Genomic DNA, 19231 nt, shown 5'->3' with positions numbered 1-19231 from the left:
TTATAGGTTTAGTGCATCTTTCATTGTATAGAAACCAGGAGATTTTTGATAAATCCATTTTGCTGCAAATAATGCTCCTTTTGCAAAAATAACTCGTGATGTAGCTCTATGGGTAATTTCAATCCGTTCTCCTTCTCCAAAGAAAAATACTGTGTGTTCTCCTACAACGTCACCTCCACGTAAAGCATGGATCCCCACCTCATCCGATGGACGTTCACCTATCATACCTTTTCTTCCATAGATGGTTTTGCTTTCATCCCAACCATGTTCTTGTAAGATGATGTCTTTTAGTTTGACGGCGGTTCCTGATGGTGAGTCTTTTTTTTTAGAATGATGGATTTCCATGATTTCTACTTCGAATTGTTTTTTTAGGACTTTTGCGGTTAGTTCAACTAAATGAAACAACAAGTTCACCCCCAAAGACATATTGGGTGAAAGCAAGATAGGGATTTTTTTGGAGGACTCTTGTATTACCTCAAGTTGTTCTTTTTGAAAACCTGTTGTTCCAATGACCATTGCTTTTTGGTATTTTTCACATAAGGGAAGTAGTTTGATGGTATTTTCTGGATTAGAAAAATCAATGATTACCTCAGTGTTTTGAATTCCTGGTTCAGGAGATGAGGTGACATAGACTTGCTTCGGGCTTTGTAATAACGTTTCTCCATAGTCAGAATTCAAACTTGGATGGTTTTCTCTTTCTAAGGCCAATAGGATAGAAAAATCCTGATCTTTTAGTGCCAATTCTCCGATGGTTCTTCCCATCCTTCCGAGAGCTCCGGAAATACCAATTTTGATCATTGATCTTCTCCTGTTTTTTTGATTACTTCTTTGAGTTTTTCAACTTTATCAGGAGACATCTCACTTAAAGGTAATCTTAACGTAGGTTCGCATAAACCTAAAATCCCTGCCGCAGTTTTTACCGGTATGGGATTGGTTTCCCAAAACATGGCATTCATAAAGTCAAAAAGTTCATAAAACATTTGGTTTGCTTTGTCGAATTGTCCCGAAAGATAATAATCCATCATTCTTACCATTCGCTTCGGATAGATGTTGGATGTTACAGAAATTACTCCCACACCACCAATCCCCATAACCGCAGGAATGAGGTTATCATCACCCGATAAAAGGGCAATTTTTCCTTTTGTGTAATGGAGTATCTTTGCCATTTGGTTTAGGTCTCCACTTGCTTCTTTTACAGCAACAATATTTGGGATTTCCGATAGACGAACAAAGGTCTCGGGTTCTATGTTGACAGCTGTTCTTCCTTTGATGTTGTATAAAATGACAGGAACTGAGGATACCTCAGCAATGGCTTTGAAGTGTCGATATAGTCCGTCTTGAGTGGGTTTATTGTAATAGGGACTAACTAACATTACTGCATTGACGCCGTATTTGCAGGCTTCTTCTGTTAGTTCTATTGCTTCTCTTGTTGAGTTAGAACCAGTCCCTGCAATAACAAGAGCTCTATTCTTAACAATCTCAACTGTTTTTTTGATTACTTCAATGTGTTCTTTGTGAGAAAGGGTGGGGGATTCTCCTGTGGTGCCACACGGAACAACGCCTGCTACTCCTGCTTCCATTTGTTTTTCTAACAACCTTGCATACGCATCGTAATCGACTTGACTTCCATCTTTTGTGAAAGGTGTGATGATTGCTGTGAAAACTCCTTGAAATTTCATAAATGACTAATCCTTATAAAAAACTTTTAATACAAGTTTTTTTCGTTTTTTTATTGGAAAATTTTATTTCTTTATTCATGATTTCATGGTTGTATGTTTTCTTTTTTTTCAATCAAGTTTTGATAAAAATTTTGTATGAAAGTGTTCTTAGAAACAAAATGAATAAGCCAAACGAACAAAGTGACAACAATAAACATTTTAATACGATTTACATAGATATCTTCTTTCGCAGAAAAGAAACTATACATTAGTATGAAAGGCCATGAAAAATAAATAAAAACTTCTAATATTTCGAAAAGACGATTGAGTTCTTTAAAAAAGTCATTTAGGTGAGACAACGAAAAACTCTTCCAATAAAGAAATGTCGAGTGAAATAAAGAAAAATTTAAAACCACAAACAAAAGAAACAATACAACAATAGAAATTCTCCAAAAAAAAGAATAAGCCTTGTGAAAAAGATGAAGTATACTAAAAACTCCCCATATCACACCAAAAACGACCGTGATTGTGGCAAAATCCTTCAAATGAGGATTTAGCTCCATAAAGTTTTTTTACAGTGAATTTCAATGGCATGATACATACTAGTAAAATCAGCTTGTTCTTTGAAAGCAATGTCATAAGCAGTTCCATGACTGGGGCTACTACGAAGAAAAGGCAGTCCGAACGTAATATTGACACCACTTCTTCCTGTCAAAGCTTTGAAAGGAATCAAGCCTTGATCGTGATAACATGTAAAAATAAGATCGTAGTTTTGGAGTTTTTCCGGCATGAATAATCCATCAGCTGAAAGAGGACCTTCAATCGAAATCTTATGTTTTTTCAACTTTTTGATAAAAGGCAAAAGTATGGTTTTTTCTTCATCACCGATGTAACCATTATCTCCTGCATGAGGGTTCAATCCCGTTATTCCCCAACCCTTTTTGAATGAATAAGAATGGTAAAGTTTTTTTAATAGGTCCAAAAACTTAGGGTTTTCTAAAATTCTTTTTAATTCTTGAGGAACTTTTTTGATGGGGATATGTTCTGTGATTGGCACAACAGAAAACTGTTTTGAATACATGATCATGAGAGTCTCAGTTCGAAATGCTTTTGCTAAATAACGAGTATGACCAGAAAAGTTTTTTTCAATCTTTCCTATCCATTCTTTGGAGATGGGAGCAGTAATCAAACCTTTGCAACCAAATTTTTGGATCCAAGAAATGGCTTCTTTTAGAGCTGTAAAAGAAAGTTTTGCTGATTGTATGGTAGGATAGGTTTTTTCGTAAAAACCTATTCTATATAGTATAAGTAAATTTTGATTTTGTGTAGTAATAGAATTTAAACTTTCGAAGAAAGATTTGATTTCTTTTTTGTTTATGACGAAAACATTCCAGTTTTTTAAAAGGTTTATGATTTTTTCTTTTTCGCTTCGGGATGAATTGAAAAAATAAATAATTTTGAGGTTTTGGTAGTTCTCTCCAATTGCACTTAAGGCTTTTCGGATGATTTCTGGACTTATACTTGCTGGATCTCCGCCAGTGAGAAAAAGAAAATCATGCAATCGATACTTATCCTGTTTTTTTGCCAAATAGCTTTTCCTCTGAAAGGTTATCTTTTTCGTATTCAGCGAAGATGAAGTCTTTTGCCGAATGTTTTAAATCATTTGAAATCATGCATCTTCCTTCCAAGATAACCCCATTTTGTATGACTAATTCGGGGGTTGTGATGTCTCCTAAGATTCGGGCTGTTGGCATAAGCATTACTCGATTCTTTGCGTAGATATTTCCGATTACGATACCTTCCACAATGACTGTTGATGCTGTGATGTTGGTCTTTACCTTTCCTGTAGGTCCAATATAAAGTTGATCAGCTTGTAAGGATTTTCCTTCAAACTTTCCATCAATTTTCAAAGAGCCATTGATGTAAAATCTTCCGCTAAAATAGGAATTTTCGCCGATTGTGGAGTTGGTAACGTCAACTGCAGGTTTGACGATCGCCATAGTTTCCTCATAATATAGTTGATTTTACTTTCATAATTTTTTTTGTTTAAAATCTGGCAAATTGATTTTTTTTATCGTATATTCCAGCAAATCCAAAAATTCCTCTAAGGCTTGTCGTATAGAGTAGCCATGGAGTAATTTGGCTTCATCAAAACGAGGATCAAAGTTGATTTTACTTTCAGGATTTTTGATCACAAAGGTTTTTTTATCATACTCGATGAGAAGCTTTGCAATAAAATCTCTCAATTTTTTGAGGTATTCGTTGGAATTAAAAATAAAGTTACGTGTTTGTTTGTTTTTCATTTTAAGTAATTGTTCCCGAAAATCGGGAGTCTCAGCTCTCGCATAGTCTTCAATTGTTTCAATCAAGGTTTGTAAATCTCGCAACAATTCATCGAACTGGTATCTAAGAACTTGTCGTTCTTGGGAATGGGTATAGTCCAGTTGGATTTGTTGTTCTGTAATTGCAGGAAAGTATTCTTTTTGTATTAAGGATATCACGCTATAAAGAAAGTTTAATTCATAATCGTTCGAATGTGGAGTAGCTTTTAAATAAGGAATCCTTGTTTCCCAAGAAATCCTTTCTTGTTGGAAAACATCTTCAATTAGGTTTCTTTCGTAGCTAATGTCTTTTTTGTTACTGATATTTTGTAATCGTAATTCTAGCTCTTGTATGGTTTCTTTGGCTGGGTTAAAATCAGGAACTATTGCTTGTAATTTTTTTATGTATTTGGCAATGTCTTTTTTGATTCGCTCTATTTGCTCAGAATTAGTGGACGTTTTTATAATCGTTTGCATGCTTTTTATGTATTTTATGATCTTTTGAGCTTCTTCTATGTTGAAGTTCATATTTCTATCTTATCCGTCATGAAAATGTTCGGATTTAACTTTTCAATTTTTTTTATAATTTTATTTTCGGTTTGTGATTTTGAAAATTCATTTCTATATTGATTTTTTAAATGCTCCATCCTGAGCTTCACAAGAGGATGCGGATTGGATTTGTAAAATTCAAGGGTTTTGGAAGGTTGATAGCTTTCATACAAAATACCAATAAGAAATTTGATTAAAGGAAAATAACCCATATAAGAAGGGAGTATTTTTTTGTATCTGTTAAGAAAAAAAAGATAACCCTTGTTCTTAATAAAGAATTCCTCAATATTTGAATGAGTTTGTAGTTTGAGAAATTTTGAAAACTCCTCAGGATTGATCTTTATTTCTTGGGTTGGTAGATAATTAAGTTTCTTTTCTTTCCATGAATTTGTTTTTATGTTGTATATTTCAAAATTGTCTAAAAATATTTCTTCGAAGAAAAAATGATATAACGACAAAAAATCAAAAAGATGAAAATCAAAAGTTAAAGATACAATTTTTTTTTCAAAATCATTTTTGTCTAATAAAGAAAAATAAGTATGAATATTATTTAGAAATACTTCTTTCTCGGTGGACGGAAAATCAAAAACTTTTTCTTTTTTGATAAAAAAAAATTTATGATGTATAGCGAAAATCAATCCTAACTTAAACTTCAAACTATTAAAGTATTCTCTTGAGAAATGGGTTTTAAAGTTTTTTATTGACCATTGTAAAAATCGATAAGCTACAAAATAGTTTCCCAACAAAAGTGCTTGAGTAAAAAACCATGAATGTAAATATATTATGTGTTTTTCTTGAAAATTTTGACTTGCTGAAACATAAACATCCAAGAAATCCTTGAAAGAAAAATAATTCCTGATCAGTTCTTTTTTTTCATAAATCGTTGAGAATAAAAAAGTATTTTTCTCTAAGATGCCTTTGATTCTGTTTTCAAATACTTTATTAATGAAAACATGATAATTACTCAAATCGTCAATTTCCATCGAAAGAAAATAACAAATGATCAGCAACCAATCGTTGATTTGCTTTTTTTTATAAAGTTCTAAAAAAATGGTTAATATTTTTCTATGACTTCCTAAAAACAAAAAATATCGAATCATAGAAACTACGATATCTTTGTGATGAAGCGAAAGATTGATGTTTTGATAAAAGAAAGTAAAATCATGCTTTGCTTTTTCTAAAGCACTTAAAATAACGGACCACTCGCCTAAAACATAGGGCTTAAAAAAAACCCCAAAGTCTCGATTGATTAATAATTCCATACTTTCAATAGGAGAAAGAAAAAATAAATCCCAAAGTTCCTCATCAGTTCTAAGTAAAGGAAGAAGTTCTTTCTGAAATTGTTGATATTTTGCCTCAAAAGATAAATTCATTCTTGTTCTTTAGATTACATTCTAAAATGCATTTACTTGTTTTATTATCAATTAAATTTTGTTTTTATCAATAACCGATATTTTTTATGTGGAAGTTGATTGTTTTATTTTTCTTTGCGGGCGTATCTCTGTATGGTGTTGATTCGGAGTTGATTTATTATTTGCGTTCATCCCAATGGAAAGCCATTTTAGAATACTTCAAAAAAAAAGAACCCCTCACAAGAGAACATGCCTTTTTATACGCAAAAGCCTTAGAAAAAGACAAAGAAAACAATGATAAAGAAGATGTGATTGAAGTAGTTCAATTATATCTTCAATCCACAGGCATACATTGTCCTGAAAAAGATAAAATTATACAGTGTTTGAAAACCTACAAGCATGTGGAAAATACGGTAAATAATTTTTCTTTGCTTAGAGCTTCAGAGTTTATAAAAAAAAGCAAAGAACCTACAATCGAGCTACAATTAGAAATTCTAAAAAAAGCTAACTTTCAAATCAACAACACTATCACAAGAACCTTATTTCGATCTTATTTACAGTTAATCTACAATCACTGGGATGCCATCTCAGAAGAAGAAAAACAATATGCTTTATTTTTGATCTCTCAATATCCCAATTTGCGAAATCCTTTGATAAATCTTTTCATTGGAAGGATTTATCAAAAAAAGGGAGAACCACAACAAGCAATCCCGTTTTACATAGAAGCAGCACTACAAACCCGCACAGAAGATTTACCCAAAATTGTATGGGAAGAGATAAAAAAATCACTGCCTGTTAATTATTATCGATATACAACTTGTTTTTATTTTTCCCCAGAGGCTCGAGAGTACTTATCTAAGTTTTCTATGAATCAGATTGTGATAACTTCCACATCTCAGACCTTTTTTTGTGATGGAAAGTTCTTACTAAAACAAAAAGAATATAAGTTTTTCTTGAAGCTTTTGCAGAGAGGATACAGTTATATCACTCAAAATCCAGAGATTTTGGAAAACTGGCTAAAGGAACTTTTGGATGATAAAGCGTATTCAGTCGTTCATGATGCCATGAAGCATTTTCAGTTCCTAAAAACTCACCATCAAAATATATGGAAGTTATATCTAAAATCAATTGAAGCCCTTAAAGAAAAAAATCAGAGTTTCGAAGAAATTTATTTTGATGAGCTTTTGCAATACTTAAATCACTATCACTACGATACACAAGGTTATGATCAACTAATGGAATTCTTGTTAATTCGGAAAGATCAAGATTATGAATTTCGAGATTCGTTTTACTGGGAGAAAGCTTATCAAAAACTACCACGTCAAACCGAAGCAGGACGATTTTTTTATTGGTATTATGTTTTTTTGAAGACTTCTCAGAGAGATTTAAATCGGGCTCAAATCATCTTAGAAAATTTTTATTCCCTTGCCCCAGGAAGTTATTACATACAAAATATATGGGATGAGGTTTCTTCTCAAACAAAAGATATATCTTATAGTGAGCATTGGTATCGAGTGAATTCCATATCTGATTATCATAGATGGATTGTTTATCATGGATATAAAGATGAAGCACTGCTTTTTTTATCAAAAAGAAATTTGTCTTTTTACTATGATTCTAAAGCGATAGATCTCCAGAATTCCCTTTTTTATGCAAGAGATGTTTATACCCCAGAGGAGGTTTTGTTTTTATTAAGATTCAAAGAATATGAATTTGCCTTTGAGTTTTTCAGGGACTATTACAAAGAAACCCATAATCATTATCAGTATCTTAGACATTTAGTAATTGCAGGTTATCGAAGTGAAAATCGTTTTGTAGAGGTTCATGCCCTTCGGCAATTGACTCGCTATTTAGGAATACCAGAGGATCCGTTTCGACTGCCTCCACATTTACTTCAGAGATTATATCCAAGACCCTATCGAGATATAGTCAAAAAATATGAACGTATGTATGGGGTTTCCGAAGACATTATCTATGCGCTCATGCGTCAAGAGAGTATGTTTCGTGAAGATGCAGTAAGTCGTTCTGGTGCCATAGGACTTATGCAAATCATTCCAAGAACTGGAGAGTGGTTGAATGCTAAATTAAAAATCCCCAATTATGATTTATATCATCCTGAGGTTTCTATTCACCTGGGAACAAAGTTTTTTTCTGATTTGCTGAAAATGTATGATAATGATTTTCGTTGGGCTGCCATTGCCTATAACGGAGGACCAGGAAACCTCAGAAAATGGAAGCAAAAATACTATCAGGGAGATTTTAATTATTTTTTGGAAATATTGCCTGTTCAAGAAAGCCGAAACTATTGTAGAAAAACATATCAAAATTATCTTCATTATAAAATCTCACGTATCTTGTATGATCAGGGGATAAAATAGAATTCCATTTTCTATTGACTCAAAGAAGCATGTAGAATTCTCAAACCAAAATGAATTTTACTTCTTTTCACTTTTTAGTGTTTTTTTTGATCACTCTGATTGTTGGTCATCTCTTAAAGGATCAACCAAGAGGAGTAAGGCTTTTTCTTTTAGTTAGTTCGTATTATTTTTATGGAGTCTTCAAACCAGAATACCTGTTTTTGATTTTTATTTCTACTTTTATCGATTATCTTGCAGCTTTAGGAATTGAGTCATCAAGAGATGAATCTATACCCAAAGAACTACGTTGGATCTCTCCCAAAGCATGGCTTGGAATTTCAATTGCCTTGAATTTAGGAATATTAGGATTTTTCAAATACACAAATTTTGGCTTGGATGTTCTTAATGAGATTTTAGGTTTAAAAAACACACACTATGCTTTTTCGTATTTGGATATCGTTTTACCTGTTGGGATTTCGTTTTATACCTTTCAATCTATGTCTTATACGATTGATGTGTATCGTGGGATTATAAAGCCCCGCAAGAACTTTGTGGATTTTGCTTTGTATGTTTCTTTTTTCCCTCAGTTGGTGGCAGGACCTATAGTGAGAGCAAAGAACTTCTTTCAACAAATGGATAATCCTAAAGAAATCACCTTCGAGGACTACAAAATTGGGTTTAGTCGAATCCTAATGGGGTATTTTAAAAAATTAGTTTTGGCTGATAACTTGGCGAAGGCTGTCAATACGGTTTTTGCAAATCCTTCTGCGTATCATCCTGTAGATATCTGGATTGCTTCTTTGGGTTTTGGATGGCAGATTTATTTGGATTTTTCAGGGTATACTGACATTGCAAGAGGAGTAGCACGTTTCTTTGGGTATGAGTTTGAAATCAACTTTCAATACCCTATGGCGGCACAAAACATCACCGAACATTGGAAAAGATGGCATATTTCTCTAACCAGCTGGCTAAGGGATTATTTATATATCCCTTTGGGGGGTAGTAGAGTAGGTCCTTTTAGGATGTATTTCAACATTTTGGTCGTTTGGTTTGTAACAGGATTATGGCATGGTGCTGATTATCATTTTATTGCGTGGGGACTTTGGCAGTATGTGATGATTGTAGTTCACAGATTATATGATGGTTCAAAAATCCAATTTTGGATTTATCGACAATTTGGAAATTTCTTCATCCTGCCAATACTTTCGAGGGTCATCCTCTTTTTTTCTTTGAACTTTGGTTTTATTTGGTTTCGTGCTGAGACATTGGAAAAAGGCAATTTTATGATTGGACGTCTCTTTGGTTTTGAAAACATAACTGAGTCTTTGAAATTTTTAGAGGTTTTCCCACCAATTCAGTTTCTTGACTATGGATTTTTTTTAGCATTACTATGGGGGTTTGAGTTTTTTATGAACAAATATGACTGGGAGTTTTTTTTAGCTAAGCCGAAACGTTTGATTTTTTTGAATTCATTTCTTTTATTGGCTATTGTGATTTTTTCCTCGACGGATACACCGAACTTTTTGTATTTTCAATTCTGAATTTTTGTAGACAAGCCCATCCAAAAAAAAACATAGAAGAACAATGAAGTTAGTAGAAATTGAACAAGAATTCCCTGTACCTTTGGAGCTCTTATTAAAGGCAAGACAGGAAAGGTATGATCATTTGGATAAATTCCCTGAATTAAAAAATGTAAAAATCATAAAAGAAGAAAAAGATAACCATAAACTCTTTCAGGTTCGGCATATTTCGATAGGGACAAATTTGCCTTCTGTGTTAGTTCAAGTCTTACCCAAGGGAGCTGATACTCTTGTAGAAGAATCAGAATTTGATTTTGAAACGAATGTTCATAAATTCAAAGTGGTTCCTTTTGGGAATTTAGATCATTTGTTTTTAATTGAAGGAGAATCAATTTACGAAAAAAAAGATGAAAACCATTCCAAAAGAAAGTATCGAATCCAAATTACTTCGAAAGTTTTTCTTCTCGGCGCAGCAATAGAAGCTGCAATTGCAGAAATTTATACCAACTCCCTCAAAAAAGATCAAGAATCCATCAATCACTTCATCGAAATGTTCAAAACTCAAAATGCATAAAGCTATGGAAGTAAAAGAACATATACCTGAAAGTATAAGGGCTGAGATACTATTAGAAGCTTTACCCTATATCCAAAAGTTTCATCAAAAAATTATAGTCATCAAGTATGGCGGAGCTGCCATGAAGGATCCACAACTACGGGATTCTTTTGCAAGGGATGTAGTGCTTTTAAAGTTTGTTGGTATTCATCCCGTGATTGTGCATGGTGGTGGTCCCAAAATCAATGAGCTTTTGCAAAAACTTAATTTACCCATTGAGTTTGTAGATGGTCAAAGAGTCACAAGTGATGAAGTCATGGAAATTGTGGAGATGGTTCTTTCGGGCTACATAAACAAAGAAATTGTTTCTTTGATCCAAAAACATGGAGGAAAATCCATCGGAATTTCAGGAAGAGATGCTAATTTAGCAGTAGCGAGAATTACTAAGATTTACAAACAAATTGATGGGACAATGAGAGAAATCTCATTGGGAAGAGTAGGAAGCATAGAGAAAGTAGATCCAAAAATTCTTTTGGATTTAATATTTAATGGATATATTCCTGTGATAGCTCCTGTGAGCCCAGATGAAGAAGGAAAAAGTCTCAATATAAATGCTGATTTTATGGCAAGTGCGATTGCAAGTTCCCTCAAAGCAGAAAAGTTGATTTTATTGACTGATACGCCAGGAGTCATGCATCAACAACAAGTCCTTAATCGCTTGCATCCTCATCAGATCCACGAACTCATCCAAAAGCAGGTCATCACGGGTGGTATGATACCCAAGGTTCAATGTTGTTTGGATGCCTTGGAAAAAGGAGTAAGGCGTGCCCATATCATTGATGGCAGAATCCTTCATTCACTTTTGTTGGAATTATTTTCTTACCAAGGAATTGGCACCATGATTTCCTACGACGCTGATGAGGAATTATAACCTCAAACCCATGGAAATCAAAAACAATCCAGAAGAACGTGATTTTCTTAAAGCTATCTCAGAATCCTTGCAAAAGTTCTCCCATAGCCTTACAGGAAAAAACTTAGAAGAACGATTGATAGAATATTCAGAAGTTTATGGAGAGATTTTACTCTATTTGTATAAAAACCAAGAAGAATATAACAAAAAACTATTGGCTTTGAAGAAAGAAATTCAAGAATTAGAAAAAAAAATCATCTCGAATATCCCTCAAAAAGAATCAAAAAACCCGAGTCGAAGATTGATTCTTATCATGGTTTTTATTACAATGTTGAATTTCCTTCTTTTGATTTTAAATTTTTTGAAGTAAGTTATGAATTTACTTTCACTCAAATCTCTTTTGGGGATAAGGAATCGTTTTTGGAGGAAAAGATACGATGTTTTAAAACCAAAATTATATGAAATTTACAAAAAATCTTTAATTGTAAATTACTTTCCCTTCTATGTTGCTTTTAGAAAAGTAAACCTAATAAAAAAATTCAACCCAGATATATCGAGAAAAGAAATCGAAGAATACTACTTAAAAAATTGGATAATTTTTTGTAATCGATATAAAAACAGAAATCAATTGTTAGAAGAAAAACAAAAAATAAAGCCCATTTTTCTGAATGACAGACTTACATTTATTGTGTTGGACTATGACGGTCTAAGCAATGAACAAAAAAGGCAGGAGTTCCTCGATGTTCACAAAGAGTTCTTGAATGTTCTCTTGTATGAAAGTTATTTACACAAAGAAGAGTTCCAAAAAAGATTTTATCAGATTATCTCAAACCAAAAAAAAAGCTTCACAAACCAAGATGTTTTTTCATCTCTTTTGAGTAGTAAAATTGGGGTTTTTTTGAGTCGTTTCGTTCCTGGTTTTCCTTTGATGCTGGAACTTTATCGAATCAAAGAACAATACCAACCCAAAAATTGGAAAGAAATCCTAAAAATCTTTCTAACACAAAATTTGTCTTTTTTATTTCGTATTTCTTTTGAAAGGCTTTTGAAAAATTATTCTCTTTTGACCAAAAATCTTGTTTTTTTGGGTGGAGAGGTTTTAAATCACATCATCATTCGTTATGAAACTTATAAAAAATGTGAAGAAGTTTTAGAAAAAAATTACCAAAAACTCCTCAATCTACAAAAAGAAATCAAATCAAAAGAAATTACTTGAAGAAAACCTATTTCTTTGTTTAATATCTATAATGAAGCTAAATCGCCTGTCAAAGAAAATTCAAGAACCATTACTTCTTGTTATTCTCGATGGAGTGGGTCTTTATAAAGGCATCAAGGAAGGTTATCCTGGGAATGCTTTAGATTTAGCAAAAGCTGATTTTTTGAAGATGTTATTTCAGCCTGGGGTGGAACCTAAGCGAATTTTCACAACTTTAAAAGCTCATGGAACTGCTGTTGGAATGCCATCAGATGATGACATGGGAAATTCAGAAGTTGGTCATAACGCCTTAGGAGCTGGAAGAATCTTTGCTCAAGGTGCAAGTTTAGTCAATCAAGCTATAGAAACAGGAAGGTTATTTCAAAGTGAGGTTTGGAAAGAATACATTGGAACAAACGAACAACCCGGTTATGGAATGAAAGGAAGCACTGTTCATTTTATCGGACTTCTTTCTGATGGAAATGTCCATAGTCACATCAATCACTTATTTGCCATGATCCGTAAGTGTAAAGAATTAGGGGTAAAAGAAGTTCGGGTCCATGCCTTGTTAGATGGAAGGGATGTGCCAGAGAAGAGCGCAGAAATTTATTTAGAAAAATTAGAAAAATTCCTCAAAGAATTAGACCCAACAGGAGAACACTATCGGGTAGCTTCTGGAGGAGGTAGGATGGTGATTACCATGGATCGCTACGAAGCCAACTGGAAAATGGTAGAATTGGGTTGGAAAACGCATGTGAAAGGAGAAGCAGAATGGAAATTTACAAGTTCCCTGGATGCCATCCAAACTTTTCGAAAAGTTTATCCCGATAAAATTGATCAGGATCTTCCCCCATTTGTGATTGTGGATCAAAACCAAAAACCAGTTGGACCAATTCGAGATCAAGATGTGGTGATTTTTTATAATTTTCGAGGTGACCGTGCCATTGAGATCAGTCGTGCCTTCACAGAGGAGAATTTCGATAAGTTTGTCCGTGATCCAGAAGTGAAGGTTCATTTTGCCGGCATGATGGAATATGATGGAGATTTAAAGATTCCTAAAAAATATTTAGTTCCTCCACCAGCAATAGACAAAACAGTGTCAGAATACTTAGCTCACATGGGGATTTATCAATATGCCATATCAGAGACCCAGAAGTTTGGTCATGTTACCTACTTTTGGAATGGAAACAACTCATTAAAATTTAACGAAGAACTAGAAGATTGGGTGGAAATTCCATCAGATAGAGTTCCCTTTCAAGAAAAACCCGAGATGAAAGCAAAAGAAATCACCGATACTCTTATCGAGGCACTAAGAAGTAAAAAATATCAATTTTTAAGAGTAAACTATGCGAATGGTGATATGGTGGGGCATACAGGTGTTTTAGAAGCCGCCATCAGAGCTGTGGAAACTTTAAATGAACAGGTTAAACGACTTTATGATGTGATCACCGAACTAAAGGGAACCATGATTGTTATCGCTGATCATGGGAATTGCGAACAAATGATTGAAGTAGATAAAAAAACAGGTCAACCCCTCAAGCAAAAAAATGGAAAATATGCTACGAAAACCAGCCATACATTGAATCCGGTCCCATTTGTGATTATAAGCCCCTATTTGGACGAATTAGAACTCAATCCCATCAATGGAGAATATGGTTTGGGAAATATAGCGAGCACTTTATTGGTTTTACTTGGCTTTGAACCTCCTGAATTTTACTTACCACCTGTTGTTCGTTGGAAATCTCTTTAATAACGTAATCCTGTCTTTTCTCGTATTTCTTGTAGAACTTCTTCGGCAATGGCTCGAGCTTTCGTGGCTCCTTCTTTGAGAATATCACGTATATCATTGGGTCTTTTTTCTAAATCTTCTCTTTTTTTTCGAGCATCGGCGAAATAATCCATGATCTTTTCGAAAAGTTCTTGTTTGAGTTGTCCGTAGCCAGTTCCAGGAGTTAGAAAGCGATCTCGAAGGACTTTCTTTTCTTCTTCGTTGAGAAACAAACTATATATTTGATATAAAACCGAAGTATCAGGATCTTTAGGTTCATTGATTCCTTTTGAGTCAGTGACAATTGAAAAGACTTGTTTTTTTATATTCTTCTCATCATCAAAAAAGTAAATGGCGTTTTTGTAGCTTTTACTCATTTTTCTTCCGTCTACTCCCGGGATTACAGCTACTTCTTCGTTGATATCAGGTTCAGGAATACATAGGATTTCTCCATAATTGCGATTAAACCTTTCGGCTATGTCTCTTGTGAATTCCAAATGTTGTTTTTGATCCTTTCCAACAGGAACTTTTTCGGTTTTGAAGGCTAAAATATCCGCTGCCATCAAAACAGGATAAAAAAACAATCCGGCATTGGGTTTGATACCTTGAGCTATTTTATCTTTATAAGAGTGGGCTAATTCCAGTTGGTTTACGGTGATGAAATTTGATAAAATCCAACAAAGTTCAGTTACTTGGGGAACATCACTTTGAACCCAAAATGTGCTTTTATTTGGATCCATTCCAATTGCTAAGAAATCTATAACGATGTTGATAATTCCTTCTCTGAGTTCTTCAGCCTTTTGGACCGTTGTCATGGCATGATAACTTGCAATGAAGGCAAATAGCTCATGATCCTTTTGGTATTCCACCATTCGCTTCATCATAGAAAAATAATTTCCAATGTGAGGTCTACCACTTGGTTGAATACCCGAAAGAATTCTCATATAATACCAAATCTTGGTAAAGCCTGACTATGTCATTCCCTTTAAAATCGTTTCTATTTTATGGCTTTGATGAGATAAACATACTGTAGTTTGGATTCTCGCTTTTTTGGTTCAAAAAAATCCCAAGTAGGACGTGAGACCTTATAAAAAGGAAATTTACCGAGTTCATGGAGCTCTACATCTTTGAAATCATTTTTGAAAACTTCGTATAATTGATAATGAACAACAATATAAGCTTCCTGATAGTTTTGAAGGTGTTGGTAAAATAACTCTTTTTTAATCTCAAGAGCTCTTGTGAGTCTTTGTGTGTAGAAAGCATAGGATCTGTGGGAATAAGGAATCCCATAGGTAAAAAGAATCTCTTTTGAGTCCTTTTTTGGTGGGATAAGTTTTGCCATCTTACTTGCAGGTTGATACTCTACAAGAAAAGGATAAATCGAAGTTATCCCGTAAACATAAACCAAAAGAACCGTAATAAAAGTAAAACGTATTCCAAGAGAATAAACTTGATGAAAATAAATTAAAATTACTATTGAAATTAGAAGAAAAATAGAAAAAACTATATGAAATTCAATCTCACTAAAAAAACGAAAATAAACAAGAAACACAATCAAGAAAAATGGAACCACCCAAAATGAATGGTGCTTCTTTGAATGAATGCTTTCTACAAACCAATGAGCAGAGAGAATACTTGCAGGAGGCACAAGCCAAAACACATATTGTGGCAAACGAAACTTAGAAAAACTCAATAAAAATAAAATCAAGAAACACCATAAATACAATACTCTGTCTTTTTGAAATAAAAAGTCATAAAATTCATTAAATCTTTTATTTTCTAAGTAGGAAATTTGAAAATTTTTATAAATTTCTTTTAATTTTTGAAAAGTAATCAGAACAAAAAACAATCCAAAGGGAAGTATTGAAAATAAAAACGTGTAGTAAAAATAAAATGGATCCCAGCCGGTATCATAGAACTTGCTAGTGATTCTTCCAAAAGATTGTAAATACAAGAAAAAGTAAGGTCCATAAATTCCAAAGTCCAAATACAAAAGAAAGGACCAAAATCCAACAATAAGAAAAACAATCAAAAATCCCGAAAAAAGTTTTATTTTTTTTAGGGTTTCAAAGTCTTTCTTTAATAAGTGATTTCCAAATATCGAAAGAAGGGGAATAACCAATGAAATCGGACCTTTGGTTATAAAACCAATCCCAATAAATAGATACATTAAATATAAGTATTTTGGATCTTCATGAATTCCATAATAGTAAAACAAAAAAGTTAAAATCAAAAAAGTCGTTAGGTAAATGTCGATGATGGGACTTGTAAGCATCGAAAAAACAGCAGGAGAGGATGCATAAAAGAGCGTAGCAATCCATGCTTTTTGTTTATCTTGATAAGTAAGTTTGGTAATTTTGTATATTCCAAAAAGGGAAATTAACAGCATGAAAGTTGCAGGTAGGCGGTAAGAAAAATTAGAAATCCCAAAAAGGGAGTAGAAAAAACTAATGATCCAAAACGTCATGATGGGTTTGTCTAAGTATTTTCTTCCATTGTCTTTCAAGGAGAGGAAGTTCTTGTTTTCTATCATTTCTCGGGCAATCTCTGCGTATTGGGTTGAGTCAATGTCCATTACATCTTGTGGAAGAAAAAATAAATAGGAAATAACAAACAATAAAATGGTAATACGCAAAAACCAAATATGTTTTTTTTGTAATTCCATCATGTCATTGATGAATAAAAATTGGAAGACTACATTCAATCAAACTTTGGCATTGACGGGCTGTTTCTTTTTGTTGGAAGCATTCAATAATTTCTGTGTGATAAATTATGCATGAATCAATGCAGTGATAATGAACCTTTTTCGTAAGGTTTTGGATTTCTTTTTCTGAGAGTGGTAGTTTCTGAGAAAAAATACAAGATTCAACAGTTTGGCAAAAATCTTCGCACTTTTGATACAAAGGATCATTGCATGAGGTTAGGGTAAGTATTGAAATTAATAATATTCTTTTAATCACTAAGACAAAGTTTTTGCTTGATTGGGATTGAAAAGAATTTTTTCTTTCTCATAAATTGATAAAAAAAATAGCCAAAAACCGATAAAAAATATAATGAGGATTATAGTCATATTTTTTTTGTTTTCTTTGATCATTATTTCGTGTAGAACCGTTCAAAAAGAAGATTTAGACAAAAGCTATCAGAAATACGAAGAAACAACAGAAATCAATCAAAAAGAAATCATATTGGAATCACTACATAAAGACAAAAATAAAATCCCAGATAATCTAAAAGAAAGTTACATTCAGTTTTTGGAAGAAACAATTGATGATACTCCCAAGGCTAGGGAATATTTAATAGATCTATACAAAACTCCTGCATATCAAGTCTATCAAAGTAGTATTATTGAGAGCTTGGCAACAGATGTAGAAAATCCTGAAACCAAAAATTTCATCAAAACTGAAATAACAAAAAATCCAAGTTTGTATAATCAACAAATTAAACAAAAACTACTTAATGAACAAAACGAAGAAGCAGCTGAAGTTCTTTTGGATTTGATTTATTTAGGCATAGAAAAATTAGATCCAGAAATCATTGATTTGTTTAAAAAAACAAAATACGAAGAAAGTTTGCCAGTATTAGTTGAATCCATAGAAAAACAACAGTATGTTGAGGAGTCATTTTTAGCCATATCTGAGTTTCAGATAGATGAAGCGAAGAAAGTTTTGATTGATGCTTCTACGGATCCCCAAAGTCCCAATCGTGACATTGCTATTAGCTTATTACCCAAAATAGGAGAAACGGAAAAAGTTTATAACATTTATCAAGAAGTATTACAAAATCCTGAAACACCTGATTCTACGAAAAATATCATAATTCAGAACATCAGCTCAGTGATACCAGAACTGAATCAAGAACAAAAGAAAGATTTGAAAGAAACTCTTGAAAAACTAACGTTGAATCCCAACCTTGATGAAAGTATACAGGAAGCTGGGATTTTAGCTTTATTGAAAGAAGAAAACCAAGGAACTCAAGAAGAACCTACAGCCAAAAAAGATAATATTGCAACCGTTATTCCACTAAAACAAAAAGAGGAAAAACGAAAAGAACCACTAAAAAACAACAAAAGAAAAGGATTTGAAGCAAAAACAACAAAAAGAGAAACAAAAATAAATAAAGAAAAACAAGAAACCCTTCCCAAAGACAAAGTTTTTTATTCTGAAGCATATGGAAAATTTCTGAATGAAAAATTCAAATCTCTCTTAGGAGAAGAAGCAAAGGAAACACAAATGAAAATTCAAAACGCTTTGATTACCTATTCGGACTCAGAGTCAGATAGCGCAAAGTTGATTTTATCTGCCTATAAAGAAATTTATGGAATCCAAGATGAACAAGAAATCAGAAAAATATTAAAAGATGGACTCTTTGTTAAGAATTCTTTATACAATATCATCCGATACATTAAAAACCAATACCAAAGAAAAGATTTACAAATTTATGCGATGCAAAGGCTTTTTGCGATAAAAAGAAAACATGCAGAAATTTTGATTGAAAATGATAAGCAATTAAAACTTTAAAAATGAAGAAATATCTTTTGCTCGTCTTTTTAATTACTTTTTGTGGCAGAACCTATCAAGGGGATTTTTATTGGAGAGCTGTAAATTTAGAAAACATTGTTGGATTAGAAAAGTACATATTTCAACCAAATCAATATTATTTGGGAAGGGAAAACTTATATTTTAGTGAAGATGATACGATATGGTGGATGTATAAGTTTGAAAATCGCTTATTTTTAGATAAAAAATTTTATGCCGTGCTATATAATTTTACGAACACTTTGCAACCGATTGAGATTGATTTAAGACTTGTGGAAGTGGAATATCAAGATGGTGAGTTTTTTTTGCGAGATTACTATCACGCTTTAAACACAGGTCACTATATACTAAAGCTTGCATCGAAAATAGATTCCGAACCTTTTGATGAGGTGCACTTTAGGGTTTTGTCAAAAGAAGAAATCCAATTTCCCATAGGTTCGATAGGATATAAATCTTATTAAATCTACAACCCAATTCTTATCATTATCGCTTTCAAAAATATATTGTATCAGT

General features: G+C 33.0%; 18 protein-coding genes. 9 read left to right on the top strand and 9 right to left on the bottom strand.

All coding sequences use genetic code 11. The features are described 5' to 3' along the window. From dapB to NZ853_05310, 7 genes are all read right to left on the bottom strand, one after another. The gene (gene dapB, locus NZ853_05340; protein MCS7205100.1) at nucleotides 1–798 is read right to left on the bottom strand and encodes a 4-hydroxy-tetrahydrodipicolinate reductase; all 798 of its coding nucleotides are present in this window, start codon (nucleotides 796–798) and stop codon (nucleotides 1–3) included. Then, on the bottom strand, nucleotides 795–1679 hold the full coding sequence (gene dapA, locus NZ853_05335; protein ID MCS7205099.1) for a 4-hydroxy-tetrahydrodipicolinate synthase: 885 nt from the start codon (nucleotides 1677–1679) through the stop codon (nucleotides 795–797). Before dapA ends, dapB begins: the two co-directional genes overlap by 4 nt. Nucleotides 1680–1762: 83 nt before the next feature. Further along, nucleotides 1763–2221: a hypothetical protein gene (locus NZ853_05330; GenBank protein MCS7205098.1), complete on the bottom strand. Its 459-nt coding sequence runs from the start codon at nucleotides 2219–2221 to the stop codon at nucleotides 1763–1765. Then, a complete protein-coding gene (locus NZ853_05325) occupies nucleotides 2212–3246 on the bottom strand; it encodes a 4-hydroxythreonine-4-phosphate dehydrogenase PdxA (GenBank protein MCS7205097.1) in 1035 nt (344 codons plus the stop codon). The genes NZ853_05330 and NZ853_05325 overlap by 10 nt, the downstream gene beginning before the upstream one ends. Then, nucleotides 3227–3658 carry a polymer-forming cytoskeletal protein gene (locus tag NZ853_05320; protein ID MCS7205096.1) on the bottom strand — a complete coding sequence of 144 codons (432 nt, stop codon included), beginning with the start codon at nucleotides 3656–3658 and terminating at the stop codon, nucleotides 3227–3229. The genes NZ853_05325 and NZ853_05320 overlap by 20 nt, the downstream gene beginning before the upstream one ends. 30 nt (nucleotides 3659–3688) lie before the next feature. Further along, complete coding sequence (locus tag NZ853_05315) at nucleotides 3689–4507, bottom strand: hypothetical protein (protein ID MCS7205095.1); 819 nt, start codon at nucleotides 4505–4507, stop codon at nucleotides 3689–3691. Then, nucleotides 4504–5901 carry a hypothetical protein gene (locus tag NZ853_05310; protein ID MCS7205094.1) on the bottom strand — a complete coding sequence of 466 codons (1398 nt, stop codon included), beginning with the start codon at nucleotides 5899–5901 and terminating at the stop codon, nucleotides 4504–4506. The genes NZ853_05315 and NZ853_05310 overlap by 4 nt, the downstream gene beginning before the upstream one ends. 86 nt (nucleotides 5902–5987) lie before the next feature. Here NZ853_05310 and NZ853_05305 point away from each other — a divergent pair, with 86 nt between their 5' ends. Genes NZ853_05305 through gpmI form a run of 7 tightly spaced genes read left to right on the top strand, consistent with a single transcriptional unit; the run spans nucleotide 5988 to nucleotide 14165 of the window. Then, nucleotides 5988–8258, top strand: a complete 2271-nt coding sequence (locus tag NZ853_05305) for a lytic transglycosylase domain-containing protein (protein MCS7205093.1) — start codon at nucleotides 5988–5990, stop codon at nucleotides 8256–8258. A gap of 50 nt (nucleotides 8259–8308) precedes the next feature. Then, nucleotides 8309–9778 (top strand): MBOAT family protein, encoded by a 1470-nt coding sequence (locus NZ853_05300; protein MCS7205092.1) that lies wholly within the window; start codon nucleotides 8309–8311, stop codon nucleotides 9776–9778. A gap of 43 nt (nucleotides 9779–9821) precedes the next feature. Continuing rightward, nucleotides 9822–10331, top strand: a complete 510-nt coding sequence (locus NZ853_05295; GenBank protein ID MCS7205091.1) for a DUF2505 family protein — start codon at nucleotides 9822–9824, stop codon at nucleotides 10329–10331. Between the two features lie 4 nt (nucleotides 10332–10335). Next, nucleotides 10336–11241, top strand: coding sequence for an acetylglutamate kinase (gene argB / locus NZ853_05290; protein ID MCS7205090.1), 906 nt, complete (start codon nucleotides 10336–10338; stop codon nucleotides 11239–11241). After that, entirely contained in the window at nucleotides 11228–11590 is a 363-nt protein-coding gene (locus tag NZ853_05285; protein ID MCS7205089.1) for a hypothetical protein, read from the top strand. Before argB ends, NZ853_05285 begins: the two co-directional genes overlap by 14 nt. A gap of 3 nt (nucleotides 11591–11593) precedes the next feature. Continuing rightward, on the top strand, nucleotides 11594–12436 hold the full coding sequence (locus NZ853_05280) for a hypothetical protein (protein ID MCS7205088.1): 843 nt from the start codon (nucleotides 11594–11596) through the stop codon (nucleotides 12434–12436). A gap of 31 nt (nucleotides 12437–12467) precedes the next feature. Beyond that, nucleotides 12468–14165 carry a 2,3-bisphosphoglycerate-independent phosphoglycerate mutase gene (gene gpmI / locus NZ853_05275; protein ID MCS7205087.1) on the top strand — a complete coding sequence of 566 codons (1698 nt, stop codon included), beginning with the start codon at nucleotides 12468–12470 and terminating at the stop codon, nucleotides 14163–14165. Here the strand turns inward: gpmI and trpS are convergent. Then, on the bottom strand, nucleotides 14162–15127 hold the full coding sequence (trpS, locus tag NZ853_05270) for a tryptophan--tRNA ligase (protein ID MCS7205086.1): 966 nt from the start codon (nucleotides 15125–15127) through the stop codon (nucleotides 14162–14164). The two genes, gpmI and trpS, sit on opposite strands and share 4 nt — an antisense overlap. Before the next feature lie 53 nt (nucleotides 15128–15180). Then, nucleotides 15181–16887 (bottom strand): glycosyltransferase family 39 protein, encoded by a 1707-nt coding sequence (locus tag NZ853_05265; protein MCS7205085.1) that lies wholly within the window; start codon nucleotides 16885–16887, stop codon nucleotides 15181–15183. Nucleotides 16888–17236: 349 nt separating this feature from the next. On the opposite strand from NZ853_05265, the gene NZ853_05260 reads away from it, so the two are divergent. Both NZ853_05260 and NZ853_05255 read left to right on the top strand, forming a co-directional pair. Then, nucleotides 17237–18700: a hypothetical protein gene (locus tag NZ853_05260; protein ID MCS7205084.1), complete on the top strand. Its 1464-nt coding sequence runs from the start codon at nucleotides 17237–17239 to the stop codon at nucleotides 18698–18700. A gap of 2 nt (nucleotides 18701–18702) precedes the next feature. Then, nucleotides 18703–19179, top strand: coding sequence for a hypothetical protein (locus NZ853_05255; GenBank protein MCS7205083.1), 477 nt, complete (start codon nucleotides 18703–18705; stop codon nucleotides 19177–19179). The last annotated feature ends 52 nt before the right edge of the window (nucleotides 19180–19231 follow it).

It is taken from the genome of Leptospiraceae bacterium (assembly GCA_025059995.1).
In the GTDB taxonomy this organism is placed as follows: domain Bacteria; phylum Spirochaetota; class Leptospiria; order Leptospirales; family Leptonemataceae; genus SKYB61.
This window is presented reverse-complemented; position numbering and strand designations above follow the sequence as displayed.